The organism is Chryseobacterium sp. RU37D (genome assembly GCF_900156075.1).
In the GTDB taxonomy this organism is placed as follows: Bacteria; Bacteroidota; Bacteroidia; order Flavobacteriales; family Weeksellaceae; genus Chryseobacterium.
Genome location: NZ_FTMM01000004.1, coordinates 70,608 through 96,673 on the forward strand (window position 1 = coordinate 70,608; position 26,066 = coordinate 96,673).

25 protein-coding genes and 3 tRNA genes are annotated in these 26,066 nt (G+C 34.8%); 14 read left to right on the plus strand and 14 right to left on the minus strand.

Annotated elements, in window-relative coordinates; genetic code table 11:
• Window positions 1-16: 16 nt before the first annotated feature.
• On the minus strand, window positions 17-511 hold the full coding sequence (locus tag BW926_RS03045; RefSeq protein WP_076444054.1) for a low affinity iron permease family protein: 495 nt from the start codon (window positions 509-511) through the stop codon (window positions 17-19).
• A 403-nt stretch (window positions 512-914) separates the two neighbouring features.
• Complete coding sequence (locus tag BW926_RS03050) at window positions 915-1,760, minus strand: carbonic anhydrase family protein (RefSeq protein WP_076444056.1); 846 nt, start codon at window positions 1,758-1,760, stop codon at window positions 915-917.
• Between the two features lie 388 nt (window positions 1,761-2,148).
• On the opposite strand from BW926_RS03050, the gene BW926_RS03055 reads away from it, so the two are divergent.
• On the plus strand, window positions 2,149-3,159 hold the full coding sequence (locus BW926_RS03055; protein WP_076444058.1) for a terpene synthase family protein: 1,011 nt from the start codon (window positions 2,149-2,151) through the stop codon (window positions 3,157-3,159).
• A 76-nt stretch (window positions 3,160-3,235) separates the two neighbouring features.
• Here the strand turns inward: BW926_RS03055 and rpsJ are convergent, their stop codons facing one another.
• From rpsJ to BW926_RS03080, 5 genes are all read right to left on the minus strand, one after another.
• Complete coding sequence (gene rpsJ, locus BW926_RS03060) at window positions 3,236-3,541, minus strand: 30S ribosomal protein S10 (protein ID WP_002661363.1); 306 nt, start codon at window positions 3,539-3,541, stop codon at window positions 3,236-3,238.
• 17 nt (window positions 3,542-3,558) lie between these two features.
• Window positions 3,559-5,676 carry an elongation factor G gene (gene fusA / locus BW926_RS03065; RefSeq protein ID WP_076444060.1) on the minus strand — a complete coding sequence of 706 codons (2,118 nt, stop codon included), beginning with the start codon at window positions 5,674-5,676 and terminating at the stop codon, window positions 3,559-3,561.
• Between the two features lie 6 nt (window positions 5,677-5,682).
• Window positions 5,683-6,159: a 30S ribosomal protein S7 gene (gene rpsG, locus BW926_RS03070; RefSeq protein ID WP_027381288.1), complete on the minus strand. Its 477-nt coding sequence runs from the start codon at window positions 6,157-6,159 to the stop codon at window positions 5,683-5,685.
• Between the two features lie 23 nt (window positions 6,160-6,182).
• Window positions 6,183-6,596, minus strand: coding sequence for a 30S ribosomal protein S12 (gene rpsL, locus BW926_RS03075; RefSeq protein ID WP_027381287.1), 414 nt, complete (start codon window positions 6,594-6,596; stop codon window positions 6,183-6,185).
• 110 nt (window positions 6,597-6,706) lie between these two features.
• A complete protein-coding gene (locus BW926_RS03080) occupies window positions 6,707-8,296 on the minus strand; it encodes a hypothetical protein (protein ID WP_076444062.1) in 1,590 nt (529 codons plus the stop codon).
• Window positions 8,297-8,406: 110 nt separating this feature from the next.
• Between BW926_RS03080 and BW926_RS03085 the strand changes: the two genes are divergently transcribed.
• The 3 genes from BW926_RS03085 to BW926_RS03095 all read left to right on the plus strand — a co-directional run bounded on the left by BW926_RS03085 (window position 8,407) and on the right by BW926_RS03095 (window position 10,773).
• Window positions 8,407-8,883: a Dps family protein gene (locus BW926_RS03085; protein ID WP_076444064.1), complete on the plus strand. Its 477-nt coding sequence runs from the start codon at window positions 8,407-8,409 to the stop codon at window positions 8,881-8,883.
• Window positions 8,884-9,121: 238 nt separating this feature from the next.
• Window positions 9,122-10,300, plus strand: coding sequence for a nicotinate phosphoribosyltransferase (gene pncB / locus BW926_RS03090; RefSeq protein WP_076444066.1), 1,179 nt, complete (start codon window positions 9,122-9,124; stop codon window positions 10,298-10,300).
• Between the two features lie 5 nt (window positions 10,301-10,305).
• Entirely contained in the window at window positions 10,306-10,773 is a 468-nt protein-coding gene (locus BW926_RS03095; RefSeq protein WP_076444068.1) for a YciI family protein, read from the plus strand.
• 327 nt (window positions 10,774-11,100) lie between these two features.
• Here the strand turns inward: BW926_RS03095 and BW926_RS03105 are convergent.
• Both BW926_RS03105 and BW926_RS03110 read right to left on the minus strand, forming a co-directional pair.
• Window positions 11,101-11,172: transfer RNA gene (locus tag BW926_RS03105), tRNA-Glu, on the minus strand.
• Between the two features lie 56 nt (window positions 11,173-11,228).
• Entirely contained in the window at window positions 11,229-12,515 is a 1,287-nt protein-coding gene (locus BW926_RS03110; protein WP_076444072.1) for an N-acetylmuramoyl-L-alanine amidase family protein, read from the minus strand.
• Between the two features lie 64 nt (window positions 12,516-12,579).
• Here BW926_RS03110 and BW926_RS03115 point away from each other — a divergent pair, with 64 nt between their 5' ends.
• The 7 genes from BW926_RS03115 to BW926_RS03145 all read left to right on the plus strand — a co-directional run bounded on the left by BW926_RS03115 (window position 12,580) and on the right by BW926_RS03145 (window position 17,662).
• Window positions 12,580-15,168 carry a putative LPS assembly protein LptD gene (locus BW926_RS03115; RefSeq protein ID WP_076444074.1) on the plus strand — a complete coding sequence of 863 codons (2,589 nt, stop codon included), beginning with the start codon at window positions 12,580-12,582 and terminating at the stop codon, window positions 15,166-15,168.
• A gap of 68 nt (window positions 15,169-15,236) precedes the next feature.
• Window positions 15,237-15,611, plus strand: coding sequence for a RidA family protein (locus BW926_RS03120; RefSeq protein ID WP_076444076.1), 375 nt, complete (start codon window positions 15,237-15,239; stop codon window positions 15,609-15,611).
• Window positions 15,612-15,616: 5 nt separating this feature from the next.
• A complete protein-coding gene (locus tag BW926_RS03125; RefSeq protein ID WP_076444078.1) occupies window positions 15,617-16,069 on the plus strand; it encodes a hypothetical protein in 453 nt (150 codons plus the stop codon).
• A gap of 694 nt (window positions 16,070-16,763) precedes the next feature.
• Complete coding sequence (locus BW926_RS03130; RefSeq protein WP_076444080.1) at window positions 16,764-17,087, plus strand: hypothetical protein; 324 nt, start codon at window positions 16,764-16,766, stop codon at window positions 17,085-17,087.
• A 68-nt stretch (window positions 17,088-17,155) separates the two neighbouring features.
• Complete coding sequence (gene rpsT, locus BW926_RS03135) at window positions 17,156-17,410, plus strand: 30S ribosomal protein S20 (protein WP_076444082.1); 255 nt, start codon at window positions 17,156-17,158, stop codon at window positions 17,408-17,410.
• A 12-nt stretch (window positions 17,411-17,422) separates the two neighbouring features.
• Window positions 17,423-17,494: transfer RNA gene (locus tag BW926_RS03140), tRNA-Glu, on the plus strand.
• A gap of 96 nt (window positions 17,495-17,590) precedes the next feature.
• Window positions 17,591-17,662 (plus strand) — tRNA-Glu (locus BW926_RS03145).
• Between the two features lie 358 nt (window positions 17,663-18,020).
• Here BW926_RS03145 and BW926_RS03150 read toward each other — a convergent pair.
• From BW926_RS03150 to BW926_RS03165, 4 genes are all read right to left on the minus strand, one after another.
• Window positions 18,021-18,701: an SCO family protein gene (locus BW926_RS03150; protein WP_179077974.1), complete on the minus strand. Its 681-nt coding sequence runs from the start codon at window positions 18,699-18,701 to the stop codon at window positions 18,021-18,023.
• Window positions 18,688-18,960, minus strand: coding sequence for a YHS domain-containing protein (locus tag BW926_RS03155; protein ID WP_076444084.1), 273 nt, complete (start codon window positions 18,958-18,960; stop codon window positions 18,688-18,690). Before BW926_RS03155 ends, BW926_RS03150 begins: the two co-directional genes overlap by 14 nt.
• 649 nt (window positions 18,961-19,609) lie before the next feature.
• Window positions 19,610-21,562 carry a heavy metal translocating P-type ATPase gene (locus BW926_RS03160; RefSeq protein WP_076444086.1) on the minus strand — a complete coding sequence of 651 codons (1,953 nt, stop codon included), beginning with the start codon at window positions 21,560-21,562 and terminating at the stop codon, window positions 19,610-19,612.
• Window positions 21,563-21,606: 44 nt separating this feature from the next.
• Window positions 21,607-22,026, minus strand: coding sequence for a Fur family transcriptional regulator (locus BW926_RS03165; RefSeq protein ID WP_076444088.1), 420 nt, complete (start codon window positions 22,024-22,026; stop codon window positions 21,607-21,609).
• Between the two features lie 338 nt (window positions 22,027-22,364).
• On the opposite strand from BW926_RS03165, the gene BW926_RS03170 reads away from it, so the two are divergent.
• The 3 genes from BW926_RS03170 to BW926_RS03180 all read left to right on the plus strand — a co-directional run bounded on the left by BW926_RS03170 (window position 22,365) and on the right by BW926_RS03180 (window position 25,456).
• Window positions 22,365-22,772 carry a type II 3-dehydroquinate dehydratase gene (locus BW926_RS03170; RefSeq protein WP_076444090.1) on the plus strand — a complete coding sequence of 136 codons (408 nt, stop codon included), beginning with the start codon at window positions 22,365-22,367 and terminating at the stop codon, window positions 22,770-22,772.
• A gap of 332 nt (window positions 22,773-23,104) precedes the next feature.
• Window positions 23,105-24,613, plus strand: coding sequence for a DNA recombination protein RmuC (rmuC, locus tag BW926_RS03175; protein WP_410493240.1), 1,509 nt, complete (start codon window positions 23,105-23,107; stop codon window positions 24,611-24,613).
• Window positions 24,614-24,688: 75 nt separating this feature from the next.
• Window positions 24,689-25,456, plus strand: coding sequence for a TrmH family RNA methyltransferase (locus tag BW926_RS03180; protein ID WP_076444092.1), 768 nt, complete (start codon window positions 24,689-24,691; stop codon window positions 25,454-25,456).
• A 146-nt stretch (window positions 25,457-25,602) separates the two neighbouring features.
• On the opposite strand, the gene BW926_RS03185 is transcribed toward BW926_RS03180, so the two are convergent.
• Window positions 25,603-25,941 carry a hypothetical protein gene (locus tag BW926_RS03185; RefSeq protein WP_076444094.1) on the minus strand — a complete coding sequence of 113 codons (339 nt, stop codon included), beginning with the start codon at window positions 25,939-25,941 and terminating at the stop codon, window positions 25,603-25,605.
• Between the last annotated feature and the right edge of the window lie 125 nt (window positions 25,942-26,066).

The window sequence follows — 26,066 nt, forward strand, 5'->3', positions numbered from 1 at the left end:
AATATAGCAAAAGGAATCAATTCGATTCCTTTTCTTGTGATCTGAGCCATTCTTCATGTTTCTTTCTGAAGGATGCGTGCTTACTGTCCTGATTTCTATGCGCTGCATCGATGGAGTGTGATGAATGAATATCATCGTCTTCCTCTGCAAAATCGGCGAGTTTTTCGTAGTAACAATGAAGCTGGTCAAGCTCTTTTTCTGTCAGATCTTCTATATCGACAATTCTGTTGCTGGCTTTATCGTTGGCCGCGATCAATTCGTTCAGTTTTATCTGAATAGCTTTTGAATCTTTGTTCTGAGCCTTCTGGATAAGGAAAACCATTAAAAAGGTAATGATAGTGGTTCCTGTATTAATTACCAGCTGCCACGTCTCGGAATAATTAAAAACAGGCCCCGAAACCGCCCATATGACAACAATAGCAGTTGCACCTATAAAGGCGTGAGGACTTCCCGTGAACTTCGTTGCCCAATCAGAGAATTTTTCGAAAATACTTTTATGTAAGTTAGCCATATGTAATAATTTTATACTATTCAACATCAAAAACTCCGCCGAAACAGCAGAGTTTAAAGGTAAATAATTGATATAATTTTTTAATATTTTACAGCTTTATTGATTTCTATAGGATTATTTATTTTCCGGAGCATGTCCTGAAGCTTTTCATAGTTTCCTTTTGCTTTATTAACAGGATCCCATTCCAAATAATAACTCTCGTAAAACTTTACATCTTTAGGATTGAAATCCTGTACAAAGTTTAGCTTATCAAAATTTGCCTGAGTAGAGTCTCTTTTAAATTGCAGCTCATATATAAACCGGTTGGTTTGTGCATTAATTTTATCAGTCTATATTATGAGAAATAAAAAAAGAGGCTGTCTCACTTTTGAGACAGCCTCTTTTTCTGACTTAATTTTATATTTTAATAACCTGCATTCATATAGACTTTTCTTCCATTTAAAGGCTGAATTGCTCTGAAATTTGGTTCAGTATAAATTGTCTTATAAGAGCTAAGCTGGTCATTAGATAATTGTTGCTTATTTTTAAATACAAACCATGTAACAGGGCCGCCGTTTGGAGTCGAAGAGTTGGCACCAAAATTTGGTGTCGTAAGAGAACCGCTGTAGGTGAAGTATTCACGGGTGTTGGTTGGTAAAATACTTGTAAGGTCAAATGCAGTATTCGGTGAATTTGTACCATTACTTGTTGTGGGAGATTGTGCAAACAGGTTTTGTAAAGAAGAATTTCCGCTTCCAAGATCAACCAAAACTCCTAAAACGGCATAAGAATTATCATCTGCTACATTTACAAAATGAATTTCCATTGTACTATATTTCCCGTCAACCGTATGCTCACTGCTATAGTGGAAATGGAAGTTTACAAGATTATATTTCTTCCCTCCTACCGTAATATAATTATTTAATTTATCAGTCCCACTTACATTTACCCTAAGATTTTCACCTGCATTATTCTGAACAGAGTTCAAAGTAACTGCACCATAATGAATGTTGGGATCACTGCTTCGAAAGAGAATAGCTTTAGAAGGCTCAATATTGATCGGAGTTTGAGATTCTGCAACTGCAGCAGGAATATTTGAGGTAACAATTGGAGTACTGATAATATCTGAAGGATATGAGTTTAGCTCATGGATACCATCATTGTCGCTTTGACATGAATTGATTAATAAAATCGGAGCTATTCCCAGAGTAAGAACAGCTTTTTTTACATTGGATTTTACCCACAATGCCAAATTTTCATTTTTTCTCATTTGTATTTGTAATTAATATTTAATTATGAGACAAATGTAGAGATATTGAAAAAGTTAAAAAACAGTCTATCAATATTTTAACCAACTTTTAATGGAAGTTAAAAACCCATAAAATGATTTATATTATTAATTAAAATCAAAAAATTATATGATAGCGGAATTGCATATAAAGAAAAAACTTTTTGATCATAAATCTCTTATAGTATCAAAGTTTTTGAAAACACTTTAGCCTTTGTATTTAGTTCGATTATTATATATTAAAAAAATTAACTAGTAGTAGATAATTTTGATAATAAATTAATATTACAATCATTATATACTAAAAAAATCATTTTAAAGTGAAATTTATTTAAATTTGAACTGCAAATAACCATTAAATCAAATTACTATGAAAAAAACAATTACCGATGAGGAATTCTATTCCGGGCTGAAAAGCCTTCCGCAGATTAAGTACCCTTTTCAAGACAAAATTCATCCTGACTATCAAAAGGCTCGTGAAGAATATTACGCCTGGATTGATGATGAATACAGTTTTCATAGCCTGGAAGCTCGCGAAAAACATAAAAAGCATCACTTTGTAGATATTGTAACCCGTGGAATGCCTTTTTTAAAATCGATCGAAGAAATTCGTCCTCTATCTGTATATACTGCAAACGGAGCTATGATGGATGATTATTTTGACCGGTGTACACTGGAAGAAATGTATAAAATAAGCGCCCAAATAGATGACATTTTAACCGGTAGAAGGCCTGAAGTACCAAAGGAAAAAGGTATTTTCCATTTCTACTGGCAACTGCGTCAGTATGCTTTGGAATCTGAGATTCCAGAAACATTATATAAGAGGTTTGTAAAATCTATGCATGCCGTATTTGATGCTTATGCCGAAGAAAAGACTTACTACAGGGCCAATACTACTGCACCGCTGCCTGTTTATACAATAATCCGTACCGATACAAGTGGTGTTCTTCCCTATTGTATTTATGCTGCTGTGCAAAAGGAATATCGTAAGATTCCAGATGAATTTTTCGATCATCCCCATATTCTAAGGATTCAGACGTTATGTGCCATCATGATCGGGATACATAATGATATCATCTCTCTGCCTAAGGAACTTCACCGAGAAGGTGATACAATGAATATTGTAAAAGTCATGCAGCATGACTATAAACTATCTCTGCGAGATGCTTATATGAAGTCTATTGAACTTCATGATCAATATCTGGATGAGTTTTTAATTCTGCAAAAGAACCTCCCTTTTTTTGGTGATTTCCAGAATCTTGTATCAGATTACGTTCAGGATCTGGGAATAATGATAGCAGGAGTATATAAATGGCATACCGCCGACACAACCCGCTATGTAAACGGCGGTTATGTAGAAGGAGAGTATGTAAGTAAATAGTTTATTCACACATAAAAAATAAAATCCGTTCCAAAAGGAACGGATTTCTTTATAATCATTGCAAAGTATACAATTATCACACTTTAATTTCTACATCTACACCTGAAGGAAGTTCTAGCTTCATTAGAGCATCCACAGTTTTAGAAGAAGAAGAGTAGATATCCATCAGTCTCTTGTGAGCTGATAACTGAAACTGCTCTCTTGCTTTCTTGTTTACGTGCGGAGATCTCAACACAGTGAAGATTCTCTTATTTGTTGGTAATGGAATTGGCCCGTTTACTACAGCACCAGTAGCCTTTACCGTTTTTACGATTTTTTCAGCAGACTTATCTACCAAGTTGTAATCGTAAGATTTAAGTTTTATTCTGATTCTTTGTGACATTTTAATCTAATTTAATATTAACCTTTAGCCTTAGCGATTACTTCTTCAGCAACGTTTGTAGGAGCAGCTTCGTATTTCTCGAATTCCATAGAAGATGTTGCTCTACCTGAAGATAACGTTCTAAGAGAAGTTACATAACCAAACATTTCAGAAAGCGGAACGAAAGCTTTGATAACTTTAGCATTATTTCTGTCGTCCATACCGTTTACTGTACCTCTTCTTCTGTTAAGATCACCTACGATATCACCCATGTATTCTTCAGGAGTTACTACTTCCAGTTTCATGATTGGTTCCATGATAACTGCTTTAGCAGCTCTACCAGATTCTTTGAAACCTAACTTTGCAGCAAGTTCGAAAGATAACTGATCTGAGTCAACTTGGTGATAAGATCCATCTTTCAATGTAATTTTCATCGCTTCAACCTCGAATCCAGCTAAAGGACCGTTCTTCATAGCTTCTTTGAATCCTTTTTCAACTGAAGGGATAAATTCTTTAGGAATGTTACCTCCTTTAATTTCATTTACGAATTCAAGACCAGTTTTACCCTCGTCTGCAGGACCAATTTCGAATACGATGTCGGCGAACTTACCTCTACCTCCAGATTGCTTTTTGTAAACCTCTCTGTGGTTAGCTTTTTGTGTAAGAGCTTCTTTGTATTCTACTTGCGGTTGACCTTGGTTAACCTCTACTTTGAACTCTCTTCTCATACGGTCTACGATGATATCCAAGTGAAGCTCACCCATACCAGAGATGATAGTTTGTCCTGAAGCTTCATCAGTTTTAACTTGGAAAGTTGGATCTTCTTCAGCTAATTTAGCTAGAGCGTTACCCATTTTATCCTGATCAGCTTTAGTTTTAGGCTCAACAGCGATACCAATTACCGGATCTGGGAAGATCATAGATTCAAGAACGATAGGGTTCTTTTCATCAGATAAAGTATCACCAGTTTTAATATCTTTAAATCCTACAGCTGCACCGATATCTCCAGCTTCGATAAACTCAACTGGATTTTGCTTGTTAGCGTGCATCTGATAGATTCTAGAAATTCTTTCTTTGTTTCCTGATCTTGTGTTAAGAACATAAGAACCGGCATCAAGTCTTCCTGAGTAAGCTCTGAAGAATGCTAATCTACCTACGAACGGGTCAGTAGCAATTTTGAAAGCTAATGCAGAGAAAGGCTCTTCAACAGATGGTTTTCTTTCTATATCAGCATCAGTTCTCGGGTCTGTTCCTTTGATATTATCTTTATCTAGTGGAGAAGGAAGATATTTACAAACAGCGTCAAGCATGAACTGTACACCTTTGTTTTTGAAAGAAGAACCACAAGTCATAGGAATGATAGAAAGATCAATAGTAGCTTTTCTTAGAGCTTCGTTGATTTCTTCTTCAGAAATTGAATCCGGATCTTCGAAGAATTTCTCCATCAAAGTCTCATCATAATCAGCTACAGCTTCTACTAATTTCTCTCTATATTCAAGAACTTCATCTTTCATGTCTTCAGGAATTGGAACTACCTCGAAAGTAGCACCTTGTCCTGCTTCATCCCAGATGATTGCTCTGTTTTTAATCAAGTCTACAACCCCTTTGAAATCTTCTTCAGCACCGATTGGTAAAACGATTGGAACTGCATTAGATCCTAACATTTCTTTCACTTGTTTTACAACGTTCAAGAAATCAGCACCTTGTCTGTCCATTTTGTTTACGAATCCCATTCTAGCAACTTTGTAGTTGTCAGCAAGTCTCCAGTTTGTTTCAGACTGAGGCTCTACTCCATCTACTGCAGAGAAAAGGAATACCAAACCGTCCAATACTCTCAAAGATCTGTTAACTTCCACTGTAAAGTCAACGTGTCCCGGTGTATCGATAATGTTGAAGTGGTAAGGTTTTGTTTCAGGTAATTTCTTACCTTGATCTGTTGGGAAATTCCAGTTACAAGTAGTTGCAGCAGAAGTAATAGTAATACCTCTTTCTGCTTCTTGTTCCATCCAGTCCATTGTAGAAGCACCATCGTGCACCTCACCAATTTTGTGGTTTACACCTGTATAGAATAAAATCCTTTCTGTAGTGGTAGTCTTGCCTGCATCGATGTGAGCAGCGATACCAATATTTCTTGTAAATTTAAGATCTCTTCCCATTTCAGATTAGAATTTGAAGTGTGAGAAAGCTTTGTTAGCTTCCGCCATTTTGTGAGTATCAGTTTTCTTTTTGAAAGCTGCACCTTCTTCTCTAGAAGCAGCTACAACTTCGTTAGCTAATTTCAAAGCCATAGACTTATCATTTCTGGCTTTAGAATATTTGATTAACCATTTCATTGCCATAGAAATTTTTCTGTCGGCTCTGATTGGCATAGGAATCTGAAAGTTAGCCCCACCTACTCTTCTAGAACGTACTTCTACGTGAGGCATAACGTTTGTTAATGCATCTTTCCAGATTTCTAGTGCAGTTTTTTCAGTTTCTCCTTTTTTAGTTTCTACAATATCTAATGCATCATAGAAAATTTTGAATGCGATTGACTTCTTACCGTCAAGCATTAAATTGTTTACGAATCTCGTTACCAATTGATCATTAAACTTTGGATCTGGTAACAACGGTCTTTTTTTCGCTTTCGTCTTTCTCATTGCTTTTGTACCTTATTTAATGATTATTTTTTCTTACCTTTTGCTGGTGCAGCTGGTGCCTGACCTGGTTTTGGTCTCTTAGCTCCATACTTCGATCTTCTCTGTGTTCTTCCATTTACACCTGCGGTGTCTAATGCACCTCTTACGATGTGGTAACGTACTCCCGGTAGGTCTTTCACCCTTCCGCCTCTAACCAATACTATCGAGTGCTCCTGTAGATTGTGTCCTTCGCCCGGGATATAGGCATTAACTTCTTTACCGTTAGAAAGCCTTACCCTTGCTACTTTTCTAAGTGCAGAGTTAGGTTTCTTAGGTGTAGTAGTATATACTCTCGTACATACACCACGTCTTTGTGGACAAGAATCTAGGGCAGCCGATTTGCTCTTCTTGGCAAGCGTGGCTCTTCCTTTTCTTACTAATTGTTGAATAGTAGGCATTTAATTGCTTTTTATTTTAGGGTGCAAATTTAGTAATTTTTTTTAAAATAACAAGCAGTTAGGTATAATTAATATCTTTATTTAAAAATTAAATTAACAGACACTTACGTTTAGTTAATAATTGTGACTTGTACATTTTTATTCCAGCTAAATCCTTTAATATTCTTTTTTAACGATTCAAGACCATTGAGACGAATTGAATAGATGGAAACTTCACCTTTTGAAACTGTAATTACATCATTTATTTTTAAAACCGCTGCCTTTTTCCATGTTTTTGGAACATGCCCATGAAACCATTCATCATAAATGACTGCGACATCATATTTATTAGTAATAGCATATTGGGTAAGAAAATTTTCAAAATGAATATCAACCGGTTTTTTATTTTCATTAAACGGAATCATTTCTTTAGAACCTAAACCGACAATATCTAATAAATGAATATCTGTGAAATAGGTAATCGCGCCTATATCATTGGCAACAACCCTCGCATCATTATAATAAGTATGCAGAAATTTTGCTGACTGGATTTGTTGTTCGTAAACATTCTTTCCTCCATTATCTAGCATTTTGTGGGCAAATGAAAGCTTATAGATCAACAAAAATACATTCATTCCGATAAGAACAAAAATCAATTTTTCTTTTTTAATATTTGTCTTAAAATTTTCAAAAACCTCTTTTAGCCTTGGAATCAAAACCATAGAAAACCCCACCAGAATATAAGCTTCATATCTAAAATTACCTTTCAAATCCGCAAACATGGAATGACAGATCATTAATAATGAAATGACAATTAAAAGAAAATTATCTTTAATGATTTGATTAAGATTTTTTCTTTTAAAGTCTCTTATAATAAAAACCAAACCCATAATGGCAGGAAAAAGCCCAATCTTATAGAAGCTTATGTTCAATAAAAAATTATCTAAAAAAATTAATTTAAGCTGTTGGGGAAAGTTTGAGTTTAAAGTAAATTTTGTTCCTTTTACCACCACAGAGTTTGGAAAAAAGTAACCCTCATGCAGATAATTAAAATAACAAAAGACCACAATCGGTAGAAAGCCAATTAATAAAACTAAAACCGCTTCTTTCCATTTCTTAATTATTGTAAAAATGAAAGCCATGATTACAAAATAAAACATGCTTTCAAAGCGCACGAGTCCCATTAATAATAAAGAAAAGTAAAATCCGAAAACGGAAAGTTTATTTTTAAAATTAGAAAAGCAGAAAATATTTACTACAAATAAAAACACATGGAGTACGTGCTCCATCCCTGACAATAACTGCAAATGCAAAATGGAAAAAAATAAAGTAAAAATAACAGAATACACAATACTTTTAACTGAATTAAAAATTTTAGAAAAATATTTATTTAAGAAATAAATTAAACCCAGCCCGGAAATCATATTAAAATAAAGCGGCAGCTGATCATTATTCCCAAAAATTTTAATTAAAACACTTAAAAAATAAGTAAAGAAGGGTGAAGAAGATGTGGAAGAGAATTTATATTTTGTAATTCCCCATACATTATATAAAGCAAAGTTCTTTGCCATTGCCAAATGTATATAAGCATCATCAATAAGATAAATATAATGTCCATCGGTTTTTTGAAGCGCATTAATATAATATCCAACACATACCGTAGAGAATATTAAAAACGATATCCAAAAACTCTTTATATTAAGATTGAAAGTAGAGCTCATATTTTACATATATTATAAAAATGTCAAAGATAAGTATCATCAATCACGAAACCATATTTCCATACACAATATTTACTAAATTTGCTATATAAAATAAACTGCTATATAATATGAAAAATGCAAACATCATTGGCTTAAAGGAAGCTGATTGCAAAAAGATTGCAGAAAAGCTTAATATTCTTCTCGCCAATTATTCTGTGTTTTACCAAAACACAAGAGGCTTCCACTGGAATATCAAGGGAAATCAGTTCTTTACGCTTCATCCAAAATTTGAAGAATTGTACAACAGCCTTGTTTTAAAAATCGATGAAATTGCCGAGCGAATCCTGACATTAGGTGCAACACCTGTACATAATTATTCTGATTACCTGAAGGCCGCAACCATCAAAGAAAGCCAGGAAGTAACCGACGCAACAAAAAGTGTTGAAAACATCCTGAATTCCTTTAAAGTGGTGATTGACTTACAAAGAGAAATTCTTGAGATTACAGACCAGGCCGGAGATGAAGGTACAAACTCACAAATGAGCGACTACATCACAGAACAGGAAAAAGAAGTCTGGATGTACAACTCTTACCTGGGTAAGTAATTCAAAAATAGCCTGGAAGATAGAAGTTGGAAGCAGGGTATTATTACAAAGTATTCTTTTTCAGGATGTCAGATTAAATCTTCATTAAAAGAGAAAAGATCAATTTTATGGCTTTAACAAACTTTACCCTCCCCTCCTCCAGCTTCTAACAAAATTTCATCTGAAAATATTAAAAAATCGTCTTACATTTAGGCGATTTTATTTTTATTAATTATATTTGCGTACAAACTACACAATAATGCATGACATACGACTAAATTCTATCTTAGATAACGATTTCTATAAAATTACCATGCAGAACGCGGTGGTAAAATTGTTCCCAAGTTCAATAGTAAAGTATGAATTTATCAACAGAGGAAAACACCAGTTCCCGGAAGGTTTTGATGTGGCTTTAAGAGAAGCAGTAAACAAAATGGCAGAACTTAAGCTTACTAAAGAAGAAAAAAAATTCATGGCCAGAACATGCCCATATATTGATCTCCCTTACCTAGATTTCCTTGAAGGTTACCACTATGATCCGTCAGAAGTAAAAATCCATCAAGAAGGGACCGAGCTTTCTGTAGCAGTGGAAGGGCTCTGGTACAGGACGATCCTTTGGGAAGTACCTTTGCTGGCATTAATTAGTGAGCTACATTACGAAATGAACCATATGGAAAGAGATTCTAATAAAGTTGTCATGAATAAAACCCTTGAAAAAGCCAATGCTTTGGCAAAACTGGGTGTAAATTTTGCAGAATTCGGGACCAGGAGAAGACATTCCTACAAAGTGCAAAACTTGGTAATGGAAGCTTTGACACAGAAAAAAGATTCCACATTTATCGGAAGCTCAAATGTACATTTTGCCATGAAATATAGCGTTAAGCCTATTGGAACCCACGCCCATGAGTGGTTCATGTTCCACGCCGCGGAATACGGGTTCAAAATGGCCAACGAACTGGCTTTGGAGCATTGGGTGGATGTGTACAGAGGCGACTTGGGAGTTGCCCTTTCAGATACTTATACGACTGATGTCTTCTTTCAGCAATTTGATAAAAAATTCGCCAAGCTTTTTGACGGTGTCCGTCACGATAGCGGAGATCCTTTAGATTTTGCAGATAAAACAATTGCCCATTATCAAAAGCACGGAATCAATCCATTATTTAAATACATCATATTTTCCGATGCTTTAAATTTGGAAAAAGTAGAGGAAATTACCAATTACTGCAACGGAAAAATAGGAATATCTTTCGGTATCGGAACGAATCTTACCAATGATGTAGGCTTAAAACCAATGAATATCGTCATGAAATTAATCGGCGTTCAGGCTCCTAACCAGGAATGGATCCCTACCGTAAAACTTTCTGATGAACACGGAAAATATACCGGAGATTCTAAAATGATCGAACTAGCTAAAGAATTTTTAAGAATAAAAAATTAAACAAGATGAAAACAAAATTTATTTTATCCTTATTCCTTTTTGCAGCAGCATTTTCATCCGCCCAAAAGAAAAAAGAAAAACTGAAATTTAATCCGCAGCTTGCCACAGAGCTCGGTGCGGATAAGTATGGCATGAAGCCTTATGTTATCGTCATGCTTACAACGGGTACAGCAAAAATCGAAGATAAAACAAAGATGGCCGATTTAATGAAAGGGCATCTCGCTAACATAAGTAAACTAGCAGACGAAGGAAAAGTTGTTGTCGCAGGGCCATTTTTGGAAAAAAATAAAGAAAACTATCGTGGCATGTTTATTTTCAATACAAAATCAAAAGAAGAAGCCGAGCAATGGGTAAAAACAGACCCAGCGGTACAAACTGGCGTTTTCAATTATGAAATTTTGCCGTGGTATGGCTCTGCTGCCTTGCCGATGTATTTGAAGTACCACGCTGAAATTGCTAAGGAAAATCCTTGATAAAAATAAAAAGTTGTTTCAATTGAGACAGCCTTTTTACATTATTTTGTCCCGTCTTGAAATAAGTCGAATTTGTGTCAACTTTTTGATAACCACCTTGTAGAAAGAAAAATTGGCTAAACAGACCTTCACATTTATTATTTTTTCTTGGATGAAATGTAAAGTTGAAGAAAGGAAGAAAAATTTTAGCAAATAAAAGATTTTGGAAATTTGCCCTGTACAAAGCGTGTACGAGAGTTCTTTTAAAATTCGTAGAGATTTCGTTGACTTTTGGAACAAAAAACCCCTGAACCTTGTATTGATCAGGGATTGAGTGGCGTAATTTAGTAGCCTATAGGGGAATCGAACCCCTGTTGCAAGAATGAAAATCTTGAGTCCTGACCACTAGACGAATAGGCCAAATTTTGAGGCTGCAAAAGTAGTAATTAACTTCCTAACTTCAAAATTATTTTATGCTATTTAAATACTTTTTGGATAATGGTATTCTTAATTCCTTTAGCCTCAATATCTTTTTGAAGCTTAACTGCATCCTCGAGGGTGTAAGCTTTTCCGTAGGTGTAATAAAAGACTCCATTTTCTTTATTTCTTTCAACATCCTTTAAGGTTTGAAGAATATACGAATTGCCGTTCAGCTTATCACCTACATATAGTTCTATGGTATAGTAACCGGTGTTCAGCTTTTGGTTAGGCATGAAACCTACAGCATACGCATTTCTGAATCCTGCATCTTTAGCGGTTTTAATATTAATATCCCTTACGGAAGCCAGATTTGTTACTCCATAATAATATTTATATTGACCGTTTTCTTTAATAGGCAGAATGTAGTTTAATCCTTTTAAAGCAGGATCGCCATCATTATATTTTGTAGGAGAGCTTAATAATAAGATTCTGAAATCGTTTTTCAAGGCTACTTCCGCCAGCTTATCTGGTTCTGGCTTCTTGTTTACTACCGGACCCCCGGACTTTCTGTCAATTGCTTTTTTATAATCAATCACAGCATTATAAATACTTTCAGCAATTTCAGTCTGTCCTTTATCCGAAGCTAAATAATGGCTTTCTTCGGGATGATTGATAAATCCTGTTTCAATAAGTACTGAAGGCATTGCATTCATACGCAGAACGTGTAAATTTTTCTGAAAGACACCTCTTGAAAATCTTTTATCCTTATTTACAAAATTATCTTCAACCAATCCCCCCAGAAGAAGGCTTGACTCAAGATATTTGCTTTGTTGTAGCTTCAGCGCGATTAAAGATTCCGGAGAGCTGGGATCATAAGAGCCAAAGGTCTGCTTATCTTTTTCATCTAAAAAGATCACATCATTCTCTCTTTTTGCGACTTCAAGGTTGGTGTCATTCTGATCCGGCCCCTGCACATAGGTTTCTGTTCCATAAGCGGATGGTCTTACAGAAGAATTACAGTGGATCGAAATGAAAAGATCTGCCTTACTTCTATTGGCAAGATTTGTCCTGTCTGAAAGTGAAGGATATTCATCAACTTTCCTGGTATAGATTACTTTAAAATCTTTGTTCTTTTCCAGCATTGCTCCCACCTTCAAAGTAATGGAAAGGGTGACATCTTTTTCAGCAACTCTTCCGATGTCGGAATATGTCCTGTTGGCTCCGTGATCACTTCCTCCGTGTCCTGCATCTAAAACGATGGTAAATTTCTTTTGTGAAAAAATAAAGTTGGTAAGGAGTATGAAGAGAAATGATAAAATTATTTTAAAATTTACTTTGTGCATCTTACAGTTTTAAAAATTATATTAATTTTGAGCCTTAATTGTATACAATAAATATAACAAAAAATTGGTCAAAACCGTCTTCAAAAATATATTACAAATTTTAATTATCCTAATTTTTAACAATTTTTTAGCACAGGAAACGCCTGAAAAATTACCTAAAAATGTGGTTAATGATACTATTTCCAAGAATGATACCATTGTTTTAAAAAAGGAAACTCTTGAGGATATTCTTCAGACAAAGGCAGATTATAACAGAAGGGATTTTCAGAAAAAAATGATTTACTTGAACAAAAATGCTCAGGTAAAGTATCAGGACGTACAGATCGATGCAGATTATATCTCTATCGATGAAGAAAAAAGCCTCATGTTTGCACGCGGAAAACAGGATTCTTTAGGTAAATTCATTGAACCTGCAATAATTACCCAGGGCGGAAAGAAGTATGAAACAGACCAGTTTCAGTATAATACAAAAACCAAGCAGGCAATTGCCTTCAATGCAAGAACTGAAGAAAACGGAGGGGTAATCGTAGCCAACAAAACAAAGAAATATAACGACTCTGTCTTTGCCATGAGGAGGGCAGACTATACCACCGATGATTATTTTATTAAGAAAAAAGATACGGCTTCCGATTACTTTTTAAGAGCTTCCCATATTAAATTAATTAAGACGAAAAATAAATCATCAATTATCTCCGGGCCTATACAGATGTACATTGAGCAGGTTCCGACCCCTTTGATCATGCCGTTTGCCATCTTGCCCTTTTCAGACAAAAGGGCAGCAGGAATTCTGATCCCGAGCTTCGGGGAAAGGCAGGATGTAGGTTTTTTCCTGAACGGATTGGGGTATTATCAACCGATTGGGGAGCATTTTGACCTTAAAATCCTTTCCGATATCTATACAAAAGGAAGCTGGAATTTAAGGCCGGAAATGAATTATGTGAAAAAATACCTATACTCAGGGAACTTTTCTGCAGATTTCGGAACGATGGTTCGTGGTATCAAAGGTTTGGACGACTATAGCAAGACCGGAACCTACAGAATTGCATGGAGACATACGCAGGATACAAAATCTAATCCGTTCCTGACATTCTCTGCATCGGTGGATATTGTAAGCACGAAGTTTTATAATAATACACTGAACAATAATTATATTTTAAATCAAAATGTATTAAATACCCAGCAAAACTCTACAGTAACCGTTACCAAAAGATTTTTGAAATTACCGGTGACCATTACCGGAACTGCATCTTATTCCCAGAACTTTGCAACAGGATTTTCTGATCTGCGTCTGCCTCAGATGAACATTGCTATCAACCAGTTTTATTTATTTAAGTCCAAAACAGGGGTAAGACAGGGCTTATTGGAAAATCTTACGGTAAATACGGGGATTAATATAACGAATTTCGTTCAAACCAAGGAAGGCGAACTTTTCAAGGCAGCGATGTGGGACAAAATGCAGACCGGCCTGAAAAATAATATCGCTTTGGGAACCAATACAACGGTTGCAAAATACTTTACATTCAGTTTAGGTGCTAATATTGATAATGCTTTAACGACAAAAACGGTCAATAAGTTTTATGATCCTATCCAAAATAAAGTTGTCACGGAAACTGATAAAGGCGTAACGGGATATTCTACTTTCTCCACCACTGCAAGTATCCAGACTACTTTATACGGAATGCTGAATTTCAAAAAAGGCTCTACCATTGAAGCCATAAGACATATGATGACCCCGAGTATCGGGTTTACCTATTCTCCTGATTTTGGAGGTTCTGGTTTTGGATATTACAAAAATTATTATGATGCCAATGGAGCGCTGACGCCTTATTCCATCTTTGAGGGTGGAATCATCGGTAGCCCTTCCAGCGGAATGGTGGGGGCTTTAGGGTTCAATATTGGAAACAATATTGAGATGAAAGTGAAATCTAAAAGCGATTCTACCGGTGTGAAAAAGATCAAGATCTTTGAATCTTTAAACCTTTCCGGTAGCTACAATTTTGCTGCGAAAGACCATCCATGGTCTATCATTACATTAAACGGCCAGTCTTCGTTCTTTAATAATAAATTAAGTGTAAATACAAGTTTATCATTAGATCCGTATAAAATTATTTATCTCCCGGGACAGGACAGTGGGATCAGAACGGAAGATTTCGGGCATTTCAGTGTACAGGGGTTCAACCTTCAGTTATCTTATCCTTTAAGCAGCGAATTATTTGGAGAAAAAACAGATTATGCTAAAAAATATAAGACGAAAGGAGAGGTAAGGAATGAAAACTATTATTTTGATGACGATAATTATGCGCACTTCGACCAGGCCTGGACTCTGAATGTAAATGCAAACTATGCCTATACAAAAAGCTCGGCTTCGAGAACTCCCACTAGACTGGCTTCTATCGGACTGGATGGCAGCCTGAAGCTGACCCCTTACTGGAATATCAACGGAAGTACCCATTACGATCTCGTGACAAAGCAACTGGCATATACGAGGATTGGTTTTGCCAGAGACCAGCGAAGCTTTACTATTAATTTCAACTGGGTCCCTTTCGGGCAGTATAAGGTGTATGATTTCTTTATCGGTATCAAGGCCAACATTTTAAGTGATGCCCTGAAGTATAAAGATAGAAGCTTTACGCAGCCCAATGCACCATTCTAATTTCAGAATTGATATTTGATAACATAAATGGAATATAAATTTTATATTTGCACCCAAAATAAATTTTAATGAAAAAAATCATCAACACTGTTAACGCTCCTGCAGCAATCGGGCCTTATTCACAGGCAAACATGGCCAATGGTGTCTTGTATATCTCTGGTCAGATTCCTGTAGATCCTGCAACGGGTAAATTGGTAGAAGGAATTGAAAAGGAAACTCATCAGGTAATGAAAAACCTAGAAGCAATTCTTACAGAAGCCGGAATGACTTTTAAAAATGTTGTAAAAGCGACAATTTTTCTGAAGAGTATGGATGATTTCGCGGTAATGAATGATATTTATGCTTCTTATTTAGATGCAGAAAGCTATCCTGCGCGTGAAACGGTACAGGTTTCATGCCTTCCGAAGAATGTAGATATCGAAATTTCTATGATTGCACATTAGGATTAATGAGTTTTATAAGAAATACAATTGCGGTTATTGTAGGCCTTAGTATTGCGGGGCTTATCATTACTCTTGGTATAAGGGCGTTTCCGCAATGGATTACTTTTGAAGCTTTTGCTCCATTTGAGCACTGGCAAAGATTTCTTCAGGGTATGCAGCATGATGATGCATTCTTTGGATTTCTTTTATTTATTTCCGGTTTGGGAACTACCATAGGCGGAGTTGCCACGGCAATAATTGTAAAGTATGCTAAAGTAGCTTATGCTATTCTTATTGGTTTTATCATGCTTTTTATAGCAATGCTGGATGTGATTATTTTTCCGTATCATCCTACTTTCTATAAGATTTCAATTTTCCTTACTTTCTTTCCGTTTTCCTGGATTGGTGGTAAAATTGTAGCTGTGATTTATGAACGGAAAAAGAAAAGAAGAATTGCTGAAAAGATGAATAAATCCTAAAATAAATATAACGCTGTCAAATTTCAATCGGCGGCGTTTTTCTTATAAAGTTGATATGAACTCTATGATTAGCTCACTCGGAAAAATTACCCTGTTTTATTTCCTCTGCTTATTCTTTTTCTAGTTTGCTATAAATAATTCTTCCTTAAACGATGGAAGAAATTTCAGTGTTATCGTGAACGGAGCGGCTACACCTCTTGATGAGGAGGAAATGGAGATGGTCGATATAGTCTTTTTAGTAATTATTTCAAGGGTGTCAATATATTTTAAAGCTTTCATTATAGTGTATCAAAATATAACCCTCTGCAATTTACAGATTGTTTTTCCTTTTTTGCTTTTTTTAAATAGGATTTTGCAATGAATTTAGTTTTCTGATTTCAGAATCAGATATTTTTGAGGTACTGTTTCTTCTTTTCTTGTTATGGTCTAATGTTTTAGTTTTAGTTTTTTAATTTGATCATCAAACTCTTTACAAAATATTTGTAATTTGGCCTTTCAAACCCACAACAATAATACAATTAAACATTTGATTATCAGAAATTTAAATACTTAAATTGTTGCTATTTTTTACAAATTTTATTGCTATTCTTATCCGCAATTCAGGTTATCTATTTTGTTTAAAAGAAAAAAATATTATCTTTGCACCTCCTTAACCGGGAATAAATTTTCTGGAAAAGGTTAAAATTTTATAATCATGCCGGATTTAAAAATACAAGAAGCGAAATTGCTTTTTAAGAAAATCCACTCTAATCCGAAAAGTTACGATTTAGAGATCAATGAAGATGGGATTGCAGGCAGGGATGATAAAATAAGTTTCAGACTTTACAGGACAGGAGAAAGGGTAGCTTTTGAAGTAACGATTGACGGACTTATTTTCACCAATACTACTGGAGAATGGAACAACGCAATGATCATGCTTACAAGTACGATCAAAAAAATAGAAAGAGAAGAAGAGAACTTTAAAATAGAACAAGCAATAGATAAACTGAGAAAATATTTATTAGACGAAGAAAATTGAAAATTTATTAAAGATAAATTTGGTAAATATAAAAAAAGTTTTTACTTTTGCACTCACATTTGAACGATATGGCAAATCATAAATCAGCATTAAAAAGAATCAGACAAAACGAGGTAAGAAGACTTCGTAACAGATACTACCACAAGACTGCTAGAACAGCAATGAAAGTGTTAAGAAATGAAGAAGATAAGGCTTCTGCTGCAGAGCAATTGCCAAAAGTTATCTCTTTGTTGGATAGATTAGCTAAGAAAAATATCATCCATAAAAACAAAGCAGCTAACTTAAAAAGCAAATTAACTAAGCACGTTAATAAACTAGTTTAAATAAGTATAGTTGGCCCGTTCGTCTATCGGTTAGGACCTCAGATTTTCATTCTGGTAAGAGGGGTTCGATTCCCCTACGGGCTACAAATAATCACTAACTAACCTAGTGATTTTATTAAGAGTTGTAAACTTAATATAATAAAACAAAAATTAGCACGCTTTAACTAGTGGAAGATAGAAGGCCCGTTCGTCTATCGGTTAGGACCTCAGATTTTCATTCTGGTAAGAGGGGTTCGATTCCCCTACGGGCTACTTAAAAAGAGATTCAGTTTTTGGATCTCTTTTTTTTAATTCTCTAATTAGAGAATTACTTGAAGAGAATTTTAATTAAAAAATTAAGGAAGCAAGTTAACAATTAATTTTAAGAAGTCGGCTTTTCCAGATTACTTCATCAAACAGTTTAATGTCAAACTTTGCTCCTCTAATAAATTTATGTTAATCTTTTATTTACTTCCATAGTCTTGCACATCAATATGGCTTTCCAATTAATTGTAAGCGTATAGTAAGAGGTTTGCTTAAATTGCGCAGTGGTAAACCATGCATAAATATTGTTCCCAAAACTGCTATTTTCAAAACCTTTATAATATTTTGTTTTTGTATGATTTATATTTTATTTCAACAACTTTTCTATATCTTCTATTAAAATTTCTCTGTCCGGATGGTACTCTCCTGTTAGCAGTGGTGTTTTTCCTTCTTGATCTTCGTAGTTTAATCCAGAATAATAAAGGATCGGCGTATTATCTTTATTATAACGACACCGGATATTTCCATCCTTATCCACAAGAGCAATCATACCACTATGGCTGAGATTTTCGCCGTCATCTTCATTGTCGCCTATATAAATATTAAACTGATCAGCCACACTTCCAATATAATCTCTATCACCCGTCAGAAAATGCCAATTAGGAGATTTTACGCCTATTCTTTTTGCATGTTCTTTTAATCGTTCCGGGGTATCGTTTTCTGGGTCAATGCTTATGGAAATTATTCCAAAATCCGGATTATTGATTTTATCTTCAATGGCCTTCATGTTGGAGTTCATCACAGGGCATATTGTGGGACATCGGCTGAAAAAAAATTCTACCAAATATACTTTACCTAACATATCTTTATTGGTGATCTTTTTATTGTTTTGATCGATTAGCTGAAAATCCGGAACTTTCATCACGGTGTACAGATTCTTTTTAAAATAGCCCATCCCTACACCTATACCCAGAAAAAGTAAAGCAAAAATCACAATCGGGATAATAATTTTGGTTTTGCTACTGTTCTGTTTTTTATTTTTGGGCATACTTCTCAGGATTTTTTTTGAATACATCTCTACAATATGTACTGCAAAAGCCGTACATTTTATTTTTATAAATTGCTGTATCCTTCATATAAGGTTCTGTCGGCATATTGCAGATTGGGTCTTCCGCATTCACAAATTTCGGTTTTGCTCTAGAATTTGAAGGTACTGTATGTTTTTTATGGTTTACTTTTGGCGTCCCTTGTGCACAGGCCAATAATGAAACTGACAATGATGCCGCTAAAATTATTTTTGATTTCATTTTAAATTAAAATTAATAGTGGTGGATGTATTCAATGATTTAAATTTAATATTAATTTTCTTACAAAGCTCACAAAAATCTAAACTATAAAAGTTAGCATACATTGAGGCTCAGGATTGAGATATTAAGCTTTTGAAAAAATATTAAATTCAATTAAAAATTTAGTTTAACTTGAATTAAGCTAAAGGTGGATGAAAAATCCTGGAGATATATTCTGAAGTACGGAAGTTTATCACCTTTTGATTCATTTTATTGAACTGGTCTTCAGATTAATTGTTCTCCGAAAAAGTGAAAATGCCATTATGAGAGAAAATACATCCAATCTTCTAATTTTAATATTTTGATTATTACTGGTCTGCTTTTCAGTTTTATCAAATTTTTTTTCAATATAGATTTTCCATTACAAGTAGATTGAGAAATGTTTCTGTTTTCACAAAGGCTTTTACAATATAATCATAATTGAGTACATAATTTACCAATGACAAAACCGAACGTATCGCAATCGTGAAAATAATAATATGGAAAAAAAACCTCAACTTTTAATCTTGTAGTACAAATATACTATTCAATCGTATTTCATTTATGACGAAAGTAATTTTAGGCAGACTTTATATCTCATAAATAGATAATGAATCTTTAGGAAAAGTAATCAAAACTTCATCCTTTGAATTCTCACGGCATTTAAAATTGCTAACAAAGCTACACCAACATCTGCAAAAACAGCTTCCCACATGGTTGCAATACCGCTGGTACCGAGAATTAAAACAACTCCTTTTACAGCAAAAGCTAGGATAATGTTTTGCCATACTATTTTTTTAGTTTGCTTTCCAATATTGATTGCCATTGGTATTTTACTTGGTTTATCATCCTGAATAACAACATCAGCAGTTTCAATTGTAGCATCGCTTCCAAGCCCCCCCATTGCAATTCCGACATCGCTTAAAGCCACAACGGGTGCATCATTTACACCATCACCTACAAAAGCTACAGTCTGATTTTTTGCTTTAATTTCTTTTACCTTGTTTACTTTATCTTCGGGAAGAAGGTCACCATAAGCATTCTGAATTCCTAATATATTAGCGACATACTTTACAACAGCCGTTTTATCGCCGCTAAGCATGGTGGTTTTTACGTTTAATAATTTTAATTTCTTGATGGTTAATTGTGCATCGGCTTTTACAGAATCCGCAATCGTAAGATAACCGGCAAATTTTTTATCATAAGCAACTGCAATTATAGTATAAACAATATTATCGGGGTTAAAATCATAATTGATATCGAACCTATCCATTAATTTAAAATTCCCAACCAAGAGTTCTTTTCTGTTAACAACTGCTTTTAGGCCATGGCCGGCAATTTCTTCCATATTTTTCAACTCAATGGAATGATCAATTTCTCCGGCATATTCATGAATGGCGGTTGCGACCGGATGTGAGCTTTTACTTTCTAAGGCATTAATGAGCTTTAAAATATCTTCTTTGTTAAATTCATTATTAAAAACTACTTCCTGTACTTTAAATATCCCTTCCGTCATGGTTCCGGTTTTATCCATCACCACATCCTGAACATTGGCCAAAACATCCAGAAAATTACTTCCTTTAAATAAAATTCCGTTCCGGCTTCCGGCACCGATCCCTCCAAAATATCCCAGCGGAATGGAAATCACTAATGCGCACGGGCATGAAATCACAAGAAAAATCAGCGCTCTGTATAACCAGCTTTTAAACATATAATCTTCAACGAAAAAATAAGGTAAAAGGGCAATTCCAATAGCTAAAAATACAACAATGGGCGTATACACTTTTGCGAATTTCCTGATGAATAATTCTGTCGGCGCCTTTTGAGCCGTTGCATTCTGAACCAGTTCTAAAATTTTACTCAGCTTGCTGTCTTTATAAGCAGTGGTAACTTTTATCTGGCTGACTGTATTCAGATTAATCATTCCCGCCAAAACTTTTTCTCCTTTTGACTTAGTATCGGGCTTACTTTCGCCCGTCAGTGCTGACGTATTAAATGAAGCCGTTTCAGAGAGTAATTCTCCGTCTAAGCCAAGCCTTTCACCGGATTTTAACTGAACGATTTCCCCGATGCTTACGCTTTGGGCCTTTACAGTCTGCGGTTTTCCATATTTTAGAATGGTAACCACATCGGGGCGCTGGTCAAGGAGAGATTTGATATTGGTTTTTGCCCGTGTGACAGCCAAGGCCTGAAAAACTTCCCCGACGGAATAGAAAAGCATTACCGCAACTCCTTCCGGAAATTCGCCGATAGCCAAAGCACCGATTGTGGCTATCCCCATCAGGAAAAATTCTGAAAATATGTCTCCGTTTCTGATGCTTTCAAAAGCTTCTTTCAAAACGGGTAACCCCACCGGAATATATGCAATCAGATACCAGGTAAGGCGGATCCAGCCGGAAAACCACTCAGCTTTTATAAACTTATCTAAAGCAATCCCTATTAAAAGTAAAGCAAAAGAAATAATGGCAGGAACGAACATTTTAAATGCAGATTTGTATCCTATATCATGAGAATGGTCGTGGTTATGACCTTCATGGCCGTGATTATGTTCTTTTTTTTCTTTTGTACTACAGCATCCTTCCATAACTTAATTTTTTTATCAAAATTAAGTCTAAACGAAATGCAACACTATTGCAAACCTTCCAGGCAGTTTTCGCATATTCCCTTTGCAAATAGCCTTATTTCATCTATCCTGAAATTGGTCTGAATATTTTCCGGAAACGAAATATCTTCTCTGCAGGTCGTCTGCTTGCAGATTTTGCAGTAGAAATGAAGATGCCAGTCTTTATGTGTGTGCTCATTGCAACCATCGTAGCAAAGCATATATTTTGTCGTCGCATTTTCCTGGATGCTGTGAACGATACCTTTTTCTTCAAAGGTTTTTAAAGTCCTGTAAATGGTCGTTCTATCAGCATTATCAAAATGATTCTCAATTTCAGACAAAGACAATGCTGTCTCCTGAGAGCTCAGAAAATCATACACCAAAATCCTCATGCTGGTAGGCTTGGTGTTTTTGTCCATTAATTTACTTTCGATGTCTTTTTTCATGACCCGATAGAAATATTTGCATTAATTTGACTACTAATTTACAATTTTGTATTGATTTAATCGAAAAGAACATTTGCTTAGAATACACAATTGATATTTAAAAAAGAAAATATTTTTCAAGTACAAATCAAATGGTTAGATTTTCATTTAATCTAAATCAAATATTTACTGTACCCGTTATGTATTTTGAATTTTTGTATTTCCCACGTTTTGATGATATCGGATAACAAAAAGGTTAAAGAAAAATGAGAAATATTATTAATAAAAATGTAATGGTATATTTTAAGTTTAAACTAAATTTATAAGCCTTAATTCAAAAAACTATTTAATTTTATAGAATGAAAGTTTTAATCATTAATGGACCTAATCTAAACCTATTAGGAACAAGGGAGCCGGAAATTTACGGAACAACTTCAATGGAAGATTATTTGGAGAATTTGAAATTCGAATTTCCTTCTCATGAAATACAATATTATCAATCAAATATTGAAGGTGAGATTATTAACAGGCTTCAGGCAGATGATTTTGATGCACTGGTAATTAATCCTGGAGCCTTTACTCATTACTCTTATGCAATCGCGGATTGTTTAAAAAATATTCAGAAGCAAAAAGTAGAAATTCATATTAGTAATGTTTACAAGAGAGAGGAATTTCGCCAGAAGTCTGTGACGGCTGCGAATACTGATGCGGTTTTGTCTGGATTTGGGATGGAAGGATATCGATTGGCTGTTTTGAGCTTAAAATAAATCTTGTTTAAAAATGCTTCGACAAGCTCCTTTAGATTTGCAAATTAACAGGAAAAGAGAACTTTCATTCTGGATCAACCCCTTACTAATGAGCTTTTAAAGCCCGTATTTCTATTTGAATTTTAATGAAAGAAAGGACATTTAATTCTTTATCAACATATGAATTTTATTCCGAGCGAGTCTTAGTTCAATTAAATGCTTTTTTTCTTTTTTTAAAGTTATTATTTCCTCTTTTTGCAAATCTAAAGGAGCTTGTCGAAGCATCTCAAAAACAATAAAATTTTACAGTTTACCATAAAAGAAATCCACTTTCCTTTTTGTAATTTTGAAACATGGAGATGACATATTTAATTATCGGATTTATTGCCGGGGGAATTCTTGGAGCGGTTATTTTGTATTTAGTACTGAAATCAGCAATGGTTTCAAGAAATTCTTATGATAAACTGAACAATTTACACATTAAAAACAATTCTGATTTAGAAAATTCTAATCTTAAAATTCAAGAGCTCACACAAATCATTAGCAAAGAAAAACAAGCCAGCCTGCAGCAGACTGATCTTTTAAACGATCTGAAAAACGAGTTTGCGAAAATTTCTGCAGTACATTCTTCTTTAAACGCCCAGTTTTTAGAGCAAAAAGAAATCAATGCAAAGCAAACATCTCAAATTGAGAGTCTTTTACTAGAAAAACAGAACTTTTTCGCAAAAAACTCTGAACTTTCTGCCATCAACGAAAGCTTACAAAAGTCTTTGGAAACGCAGAAAGAAGAAATTGTAAAAATACAGGAAGAGTCTAAGCTTCAATTTGAGAATCTGGCCAATAAAATTTTAGAAGAAAAAACAGAGAAATTCACCACGCTTAATCAAAATAATTTAAAAACAATCCTTGAGCCCTTCCAGGAAAGAATTGTTGAATTAAAAAACCGTGTGAATGAAGCTTATGAAAAGGAAAATAAAGAACGTTTTTCTCTGGCGGAAAAGGTAAAAGAACTGGCAGAACTGAACCAGCAGATTTCGGAAGACGCAAAAAAATTAACCCGAGCTCTGAAAGGAGAAAGCAAAACACAAGGAAACTGGGGCGAAATGATCCTTGAAAGCATTCTTGAAAAATCCGGATTGGTAAAAGGAAGGGAATATTTCCTTGAACATGAGCTGAAAGATGAAGACAACAAAGCTCTTTTCTCAGAATTTTCCGGAAAAAAAATGCGCCCCGATGCAGTAGTAAAATATCCTGACGAAAGAAATGTAATCATTGATTCTAAGGTTTCTCTTACAGCATTTACAGAACTGGTTGATGAGACGAAGCAGGATGTTTATCTGATGAAACTGAACCAGCATTTGAGCTCAATTAAAAACCACATCACCCAGCTAAGCCAGAAAGCATACGACGATTACGGAAAATCTCTGGATTTTGTAATGATGTTTATCCCAAGCGAACCGGCTTATATCGCCGCCATGCAAGCTGATCAGAATCTCTGGAACTTTGCATATGAAAGGAGAATTTTATTGCTTAACCCTAGCAATTTAATTACCTCCTTAAAATTGATCGCTGATCTCTGGAAACGAGAATATCAAAACAGGAACTCCATGGAAATTGCAGACCGCGGCGCTAAATTGTATGATAAATTCGTAGGTTTTGTAGAAAATCTGGAGAAAGTTGGCAAAAACTTAGATCAGGCAAAAAATGTTTATAACGATGCTTATAAACAGCTTTCGACAGGAAACGACAATCTAGTGACTCAAACGCAAAAGTTGAAATCATTAGGAATCAAAAATAAAAAAGATCTTCCGCAAAGCCTGATTGATAATTCACAAATCACACTGGAAACACCAGAAGAATAAAATTTAGAACCTCGGATCATATTTGAGGTTTTTTATTTAATGGATTTAAAGATAAATTTTACATAATTTTGCGGAATGTTAATAGAAAGTTTCCAAAACGAAAAAATAAAATATATCACTAAACTTCTTACAGACAATAGATTTAGAAAAAAATCGAATGTATTTGTGGTGGAAGGTCGGCAGGAAAATGACCGTGCTCAGGAATACGGTTTTGAGACTGTAGAATTTTATATTTGTGAAAATATTTTTCAGAAAGAATTACCCAAAGGAAAAGTTCATCTGGTGAGCGATAAAGTCTATGAAAAAATAGCTTACAGAGGAAGTTCTGAGGGAATTATCGGAATTTATAAAACAAAAGAGACTAAATTGTCTTCATTCAAGCCAAAAGAAGATTCTACTATAATTATTGTGGAAGGCGTAGAAAAACCCGGAAATCTAGGTGCAATTTTACGCAGTTGTGAAGCTTTTGGAATTGATGCTTTGATTGTTTCTGACGGGAAAACAGATTTTTATAACCCGAATGTCATCAGATCAAGTGTGGGATGTCTTTTCGGAATGAATGTATTTCAGGCAGATAATCAAGAAACGTTGGAATTTTTGCAGAAAAAAAATTTCAATATATATACAACCATTATGGATGAAACAGCGGAAGATCTTTATGTAAGGAATTTTAAACAAAAATCTGCAATTTTATTCGGCACCGAGCATTCGGGATTAAGTGATTTCTGGATCGGTAAAGGAAAGAATACATTAATTCCCATGTTTGGAAGCATCGATTCCCTGAATTTGAGTAATGCAGTAGCTATTACCTGCTATGAAACTTTGAGACAGAAAAAAGAATAATATTTCATTGTTAGTCCCTGGGTTGACCATTGTTTGTTTTTAGACGTAATTTTACTCATTATCTATTACTCAAAAATAGTAATAGCGCATAAAAAAACCGCGTCACTGGGTGAGCGGTTCTTTTATTTTTTAAGCGTAAGCTAAAATTATTTCTTAGCAGCTTCTTTAGTTGCATCTTTAGCAGCATCAGCAGCACCTTTAGCAGCGTCAGCAGCACCTTTAGCAGCGTCAGCAGCACCTTTAGTAGCAGCCTTAGCAGCATCAGCTCCAGCAGCAGTAGCAGCAGCAGCAGCATCTTTAGTTGCATCTACAGCAGTAGTAGCAGCAGAATCAACAACTTTAGCAGCAGAATCAACTACAACAGCAGCAGAATCAGCAGTAGTAGCAGCAGCAGAATCAGCTCCTTCAGTAGCAGTAGCTTCAGTTTTTTTACAAGCAACTAAAGAGATTGCAGCGATAGCAGCTACGAATAATGACTTTTTCATAATAAATTAAATTTAATTTTGTTAATATTGTTTTATAAAATCTTTTCTGTTCTATTATTTGAACAAGACAAAGGTATAGCAGATAGAAAATTTGTTTAGGAAAAATAATTGTAATACCTTTGTAA

Coding starts and splice junctions, on each gene's coding strand:
- BW926_RS03045 (WP_076444054.1), bottom strand. CDS start 511: ATGGCTAACTTACATAAAAGTATTTTCGAAAAATTCTCTGATTGGGCA.
- BW926_RS03050 (WP_076444056.1), bottom strand. CDS start 1,760: ATGAGAAAAAATGAAAATTTGGCATTGTGGGTAAAATCCAATGTAAAA.
- BW926_RS03055 (WP_076444058.1), top strand. CDS start 2,149: ATGAAAAAAACAATTACCGATGAGGAATTCTATTCCGGGCTGAAAAGC.
- rpsJ (WP_002661363.1), bottom strand. CDS start 3,541: ATGTCACAAAGAATCAGAATAAAACTTAAATCTTACGATTACAACTTG.
- fusA (WP_076444060.1), bottom strand. CDS start 5,676: ATGGGAAGAGATCTTAAATTTACAAGAAATATTGGTATCGCTGCTCAC.
- rpsG (WP_027381288.1), bottom strand. CDS start 6,159: ATGAGAAAGACGAAAGCGAAAAAAAGACCGTTGTTACCAGATCCAAAG.
- rpsL (WP_027381287.1), bottom strand. CDS start 6,596: ATGCCTACTATTCAACAATTAGTAAGAAAAGGAAGAGCCACGCTTGCC.
- BW926_RS03080 (WP_076444062.1), bottom strand. CDS start 8,296: ATGAGCTCTACTTTCAATCTTAATATAAAGAGTTTTTGGATATCGTTT.
- BW926_RS03085 (WP_076444064.1), top strand. CDS start 8,407: ATGAAAAATGCAAACATCATTGGCTTAAAGGAAGCTGATTGCAAAAAG.
- pncB (WP_076444066.1), top strand. CDS start 9,122: ATGCATGACATACGACTAAATTCTATCTTAGATAACGATTTCTATAAA.
- BW926_RS03095 (WP_076444068.1), top strand. CDS start 10,306: ATGAAAACAAAATTTATTTTATCCTTATTCCTTTTTGCAGCAGCATTT.
- BW926_RS03110 (WP_076444072.1), bottom strand. CDS start 12,515: ATGCACAAAGTAAATTTTAAAATAATTTTATCATTTCTCTTCATACTC.
- BW926_RS03120 (WP_076444076.1), top strand. CDS start 15,237: ATGAAAAAAATCATCAACACTGTTAACGCTCCTGCAGCAATCGGGCCT.
- BW926_RS03125 (WP_076444078.1), top strand. CDS start 15,617: ATGAGTTTTATAAGAAATACAATTGCGGTTATTGTAGGCCTTAGTATT.
- BW926_RS03130 (WP_076444080.1), top strand. CDS start 16,764: ATGCCGGATTTAAAAATACAAGAAGCGAAATTGCTTTTTAAGAAAATC.
- rpsT (WP_076444082.1), top strand. CDS start 17,156: ATGGCAAATCATAAATCAGCATTAAAAAGAATCAGACAAAACGAGGTA.
- BW926_RS03150 (WP_179077974.1), bottom strand. CDS start 18,701: ATGCCCAAAAATAAAAAACAGAACAGTAGCAAAACCAAAATTATTATC.
- BW926_RS03155 (WP_076444084.1), bottom strand. CDS start 18,960: ATGAAATCAAAAATAATTTTAGCGGCATCATTGTCAGTTTCATTATTG.
- BW926_RS03160 (WP_076444086.1), bottom strand. CDS start 21,562: ATGGAAGGATGCTGTAGTACAAAAGAAAAAAAAGAACATAATCACGGC.
- BW926_RS03165 (WP_076444088.1), bottom strand. CDS start 22,026: ATGAAAAAAGACATCGAAAGTAAATTAATGGACAAAAACACCAAGCCT.
- BW926_RS03170 (WP_076444090.1), top strand. CDS start 22,365: ATGAAAGTTTTAATCATTAATGGACCTAATCTAAACCTATTAGGAACA.
- rmuC (WP_410493240.1), top strand. CDS start 23,105: ATGGAGATGACATATTTAATTATCGGATTTATTGCCGGGGGAATTCTT.
- BW926_RS03180 (WP_076444092.1), top strand. CDS start 24,689: ATGTTAATAGAAAGTTTCCAAAACGAAAAAATAAAATATATCACTAAA.
- BW926_RS03185 (WP_076444094.1), bottom strand. CDS start 25,941: ATGAAAAAGTCATTATTCGTAGCTGCTATCGCTGCAATCTCTTTAGTT.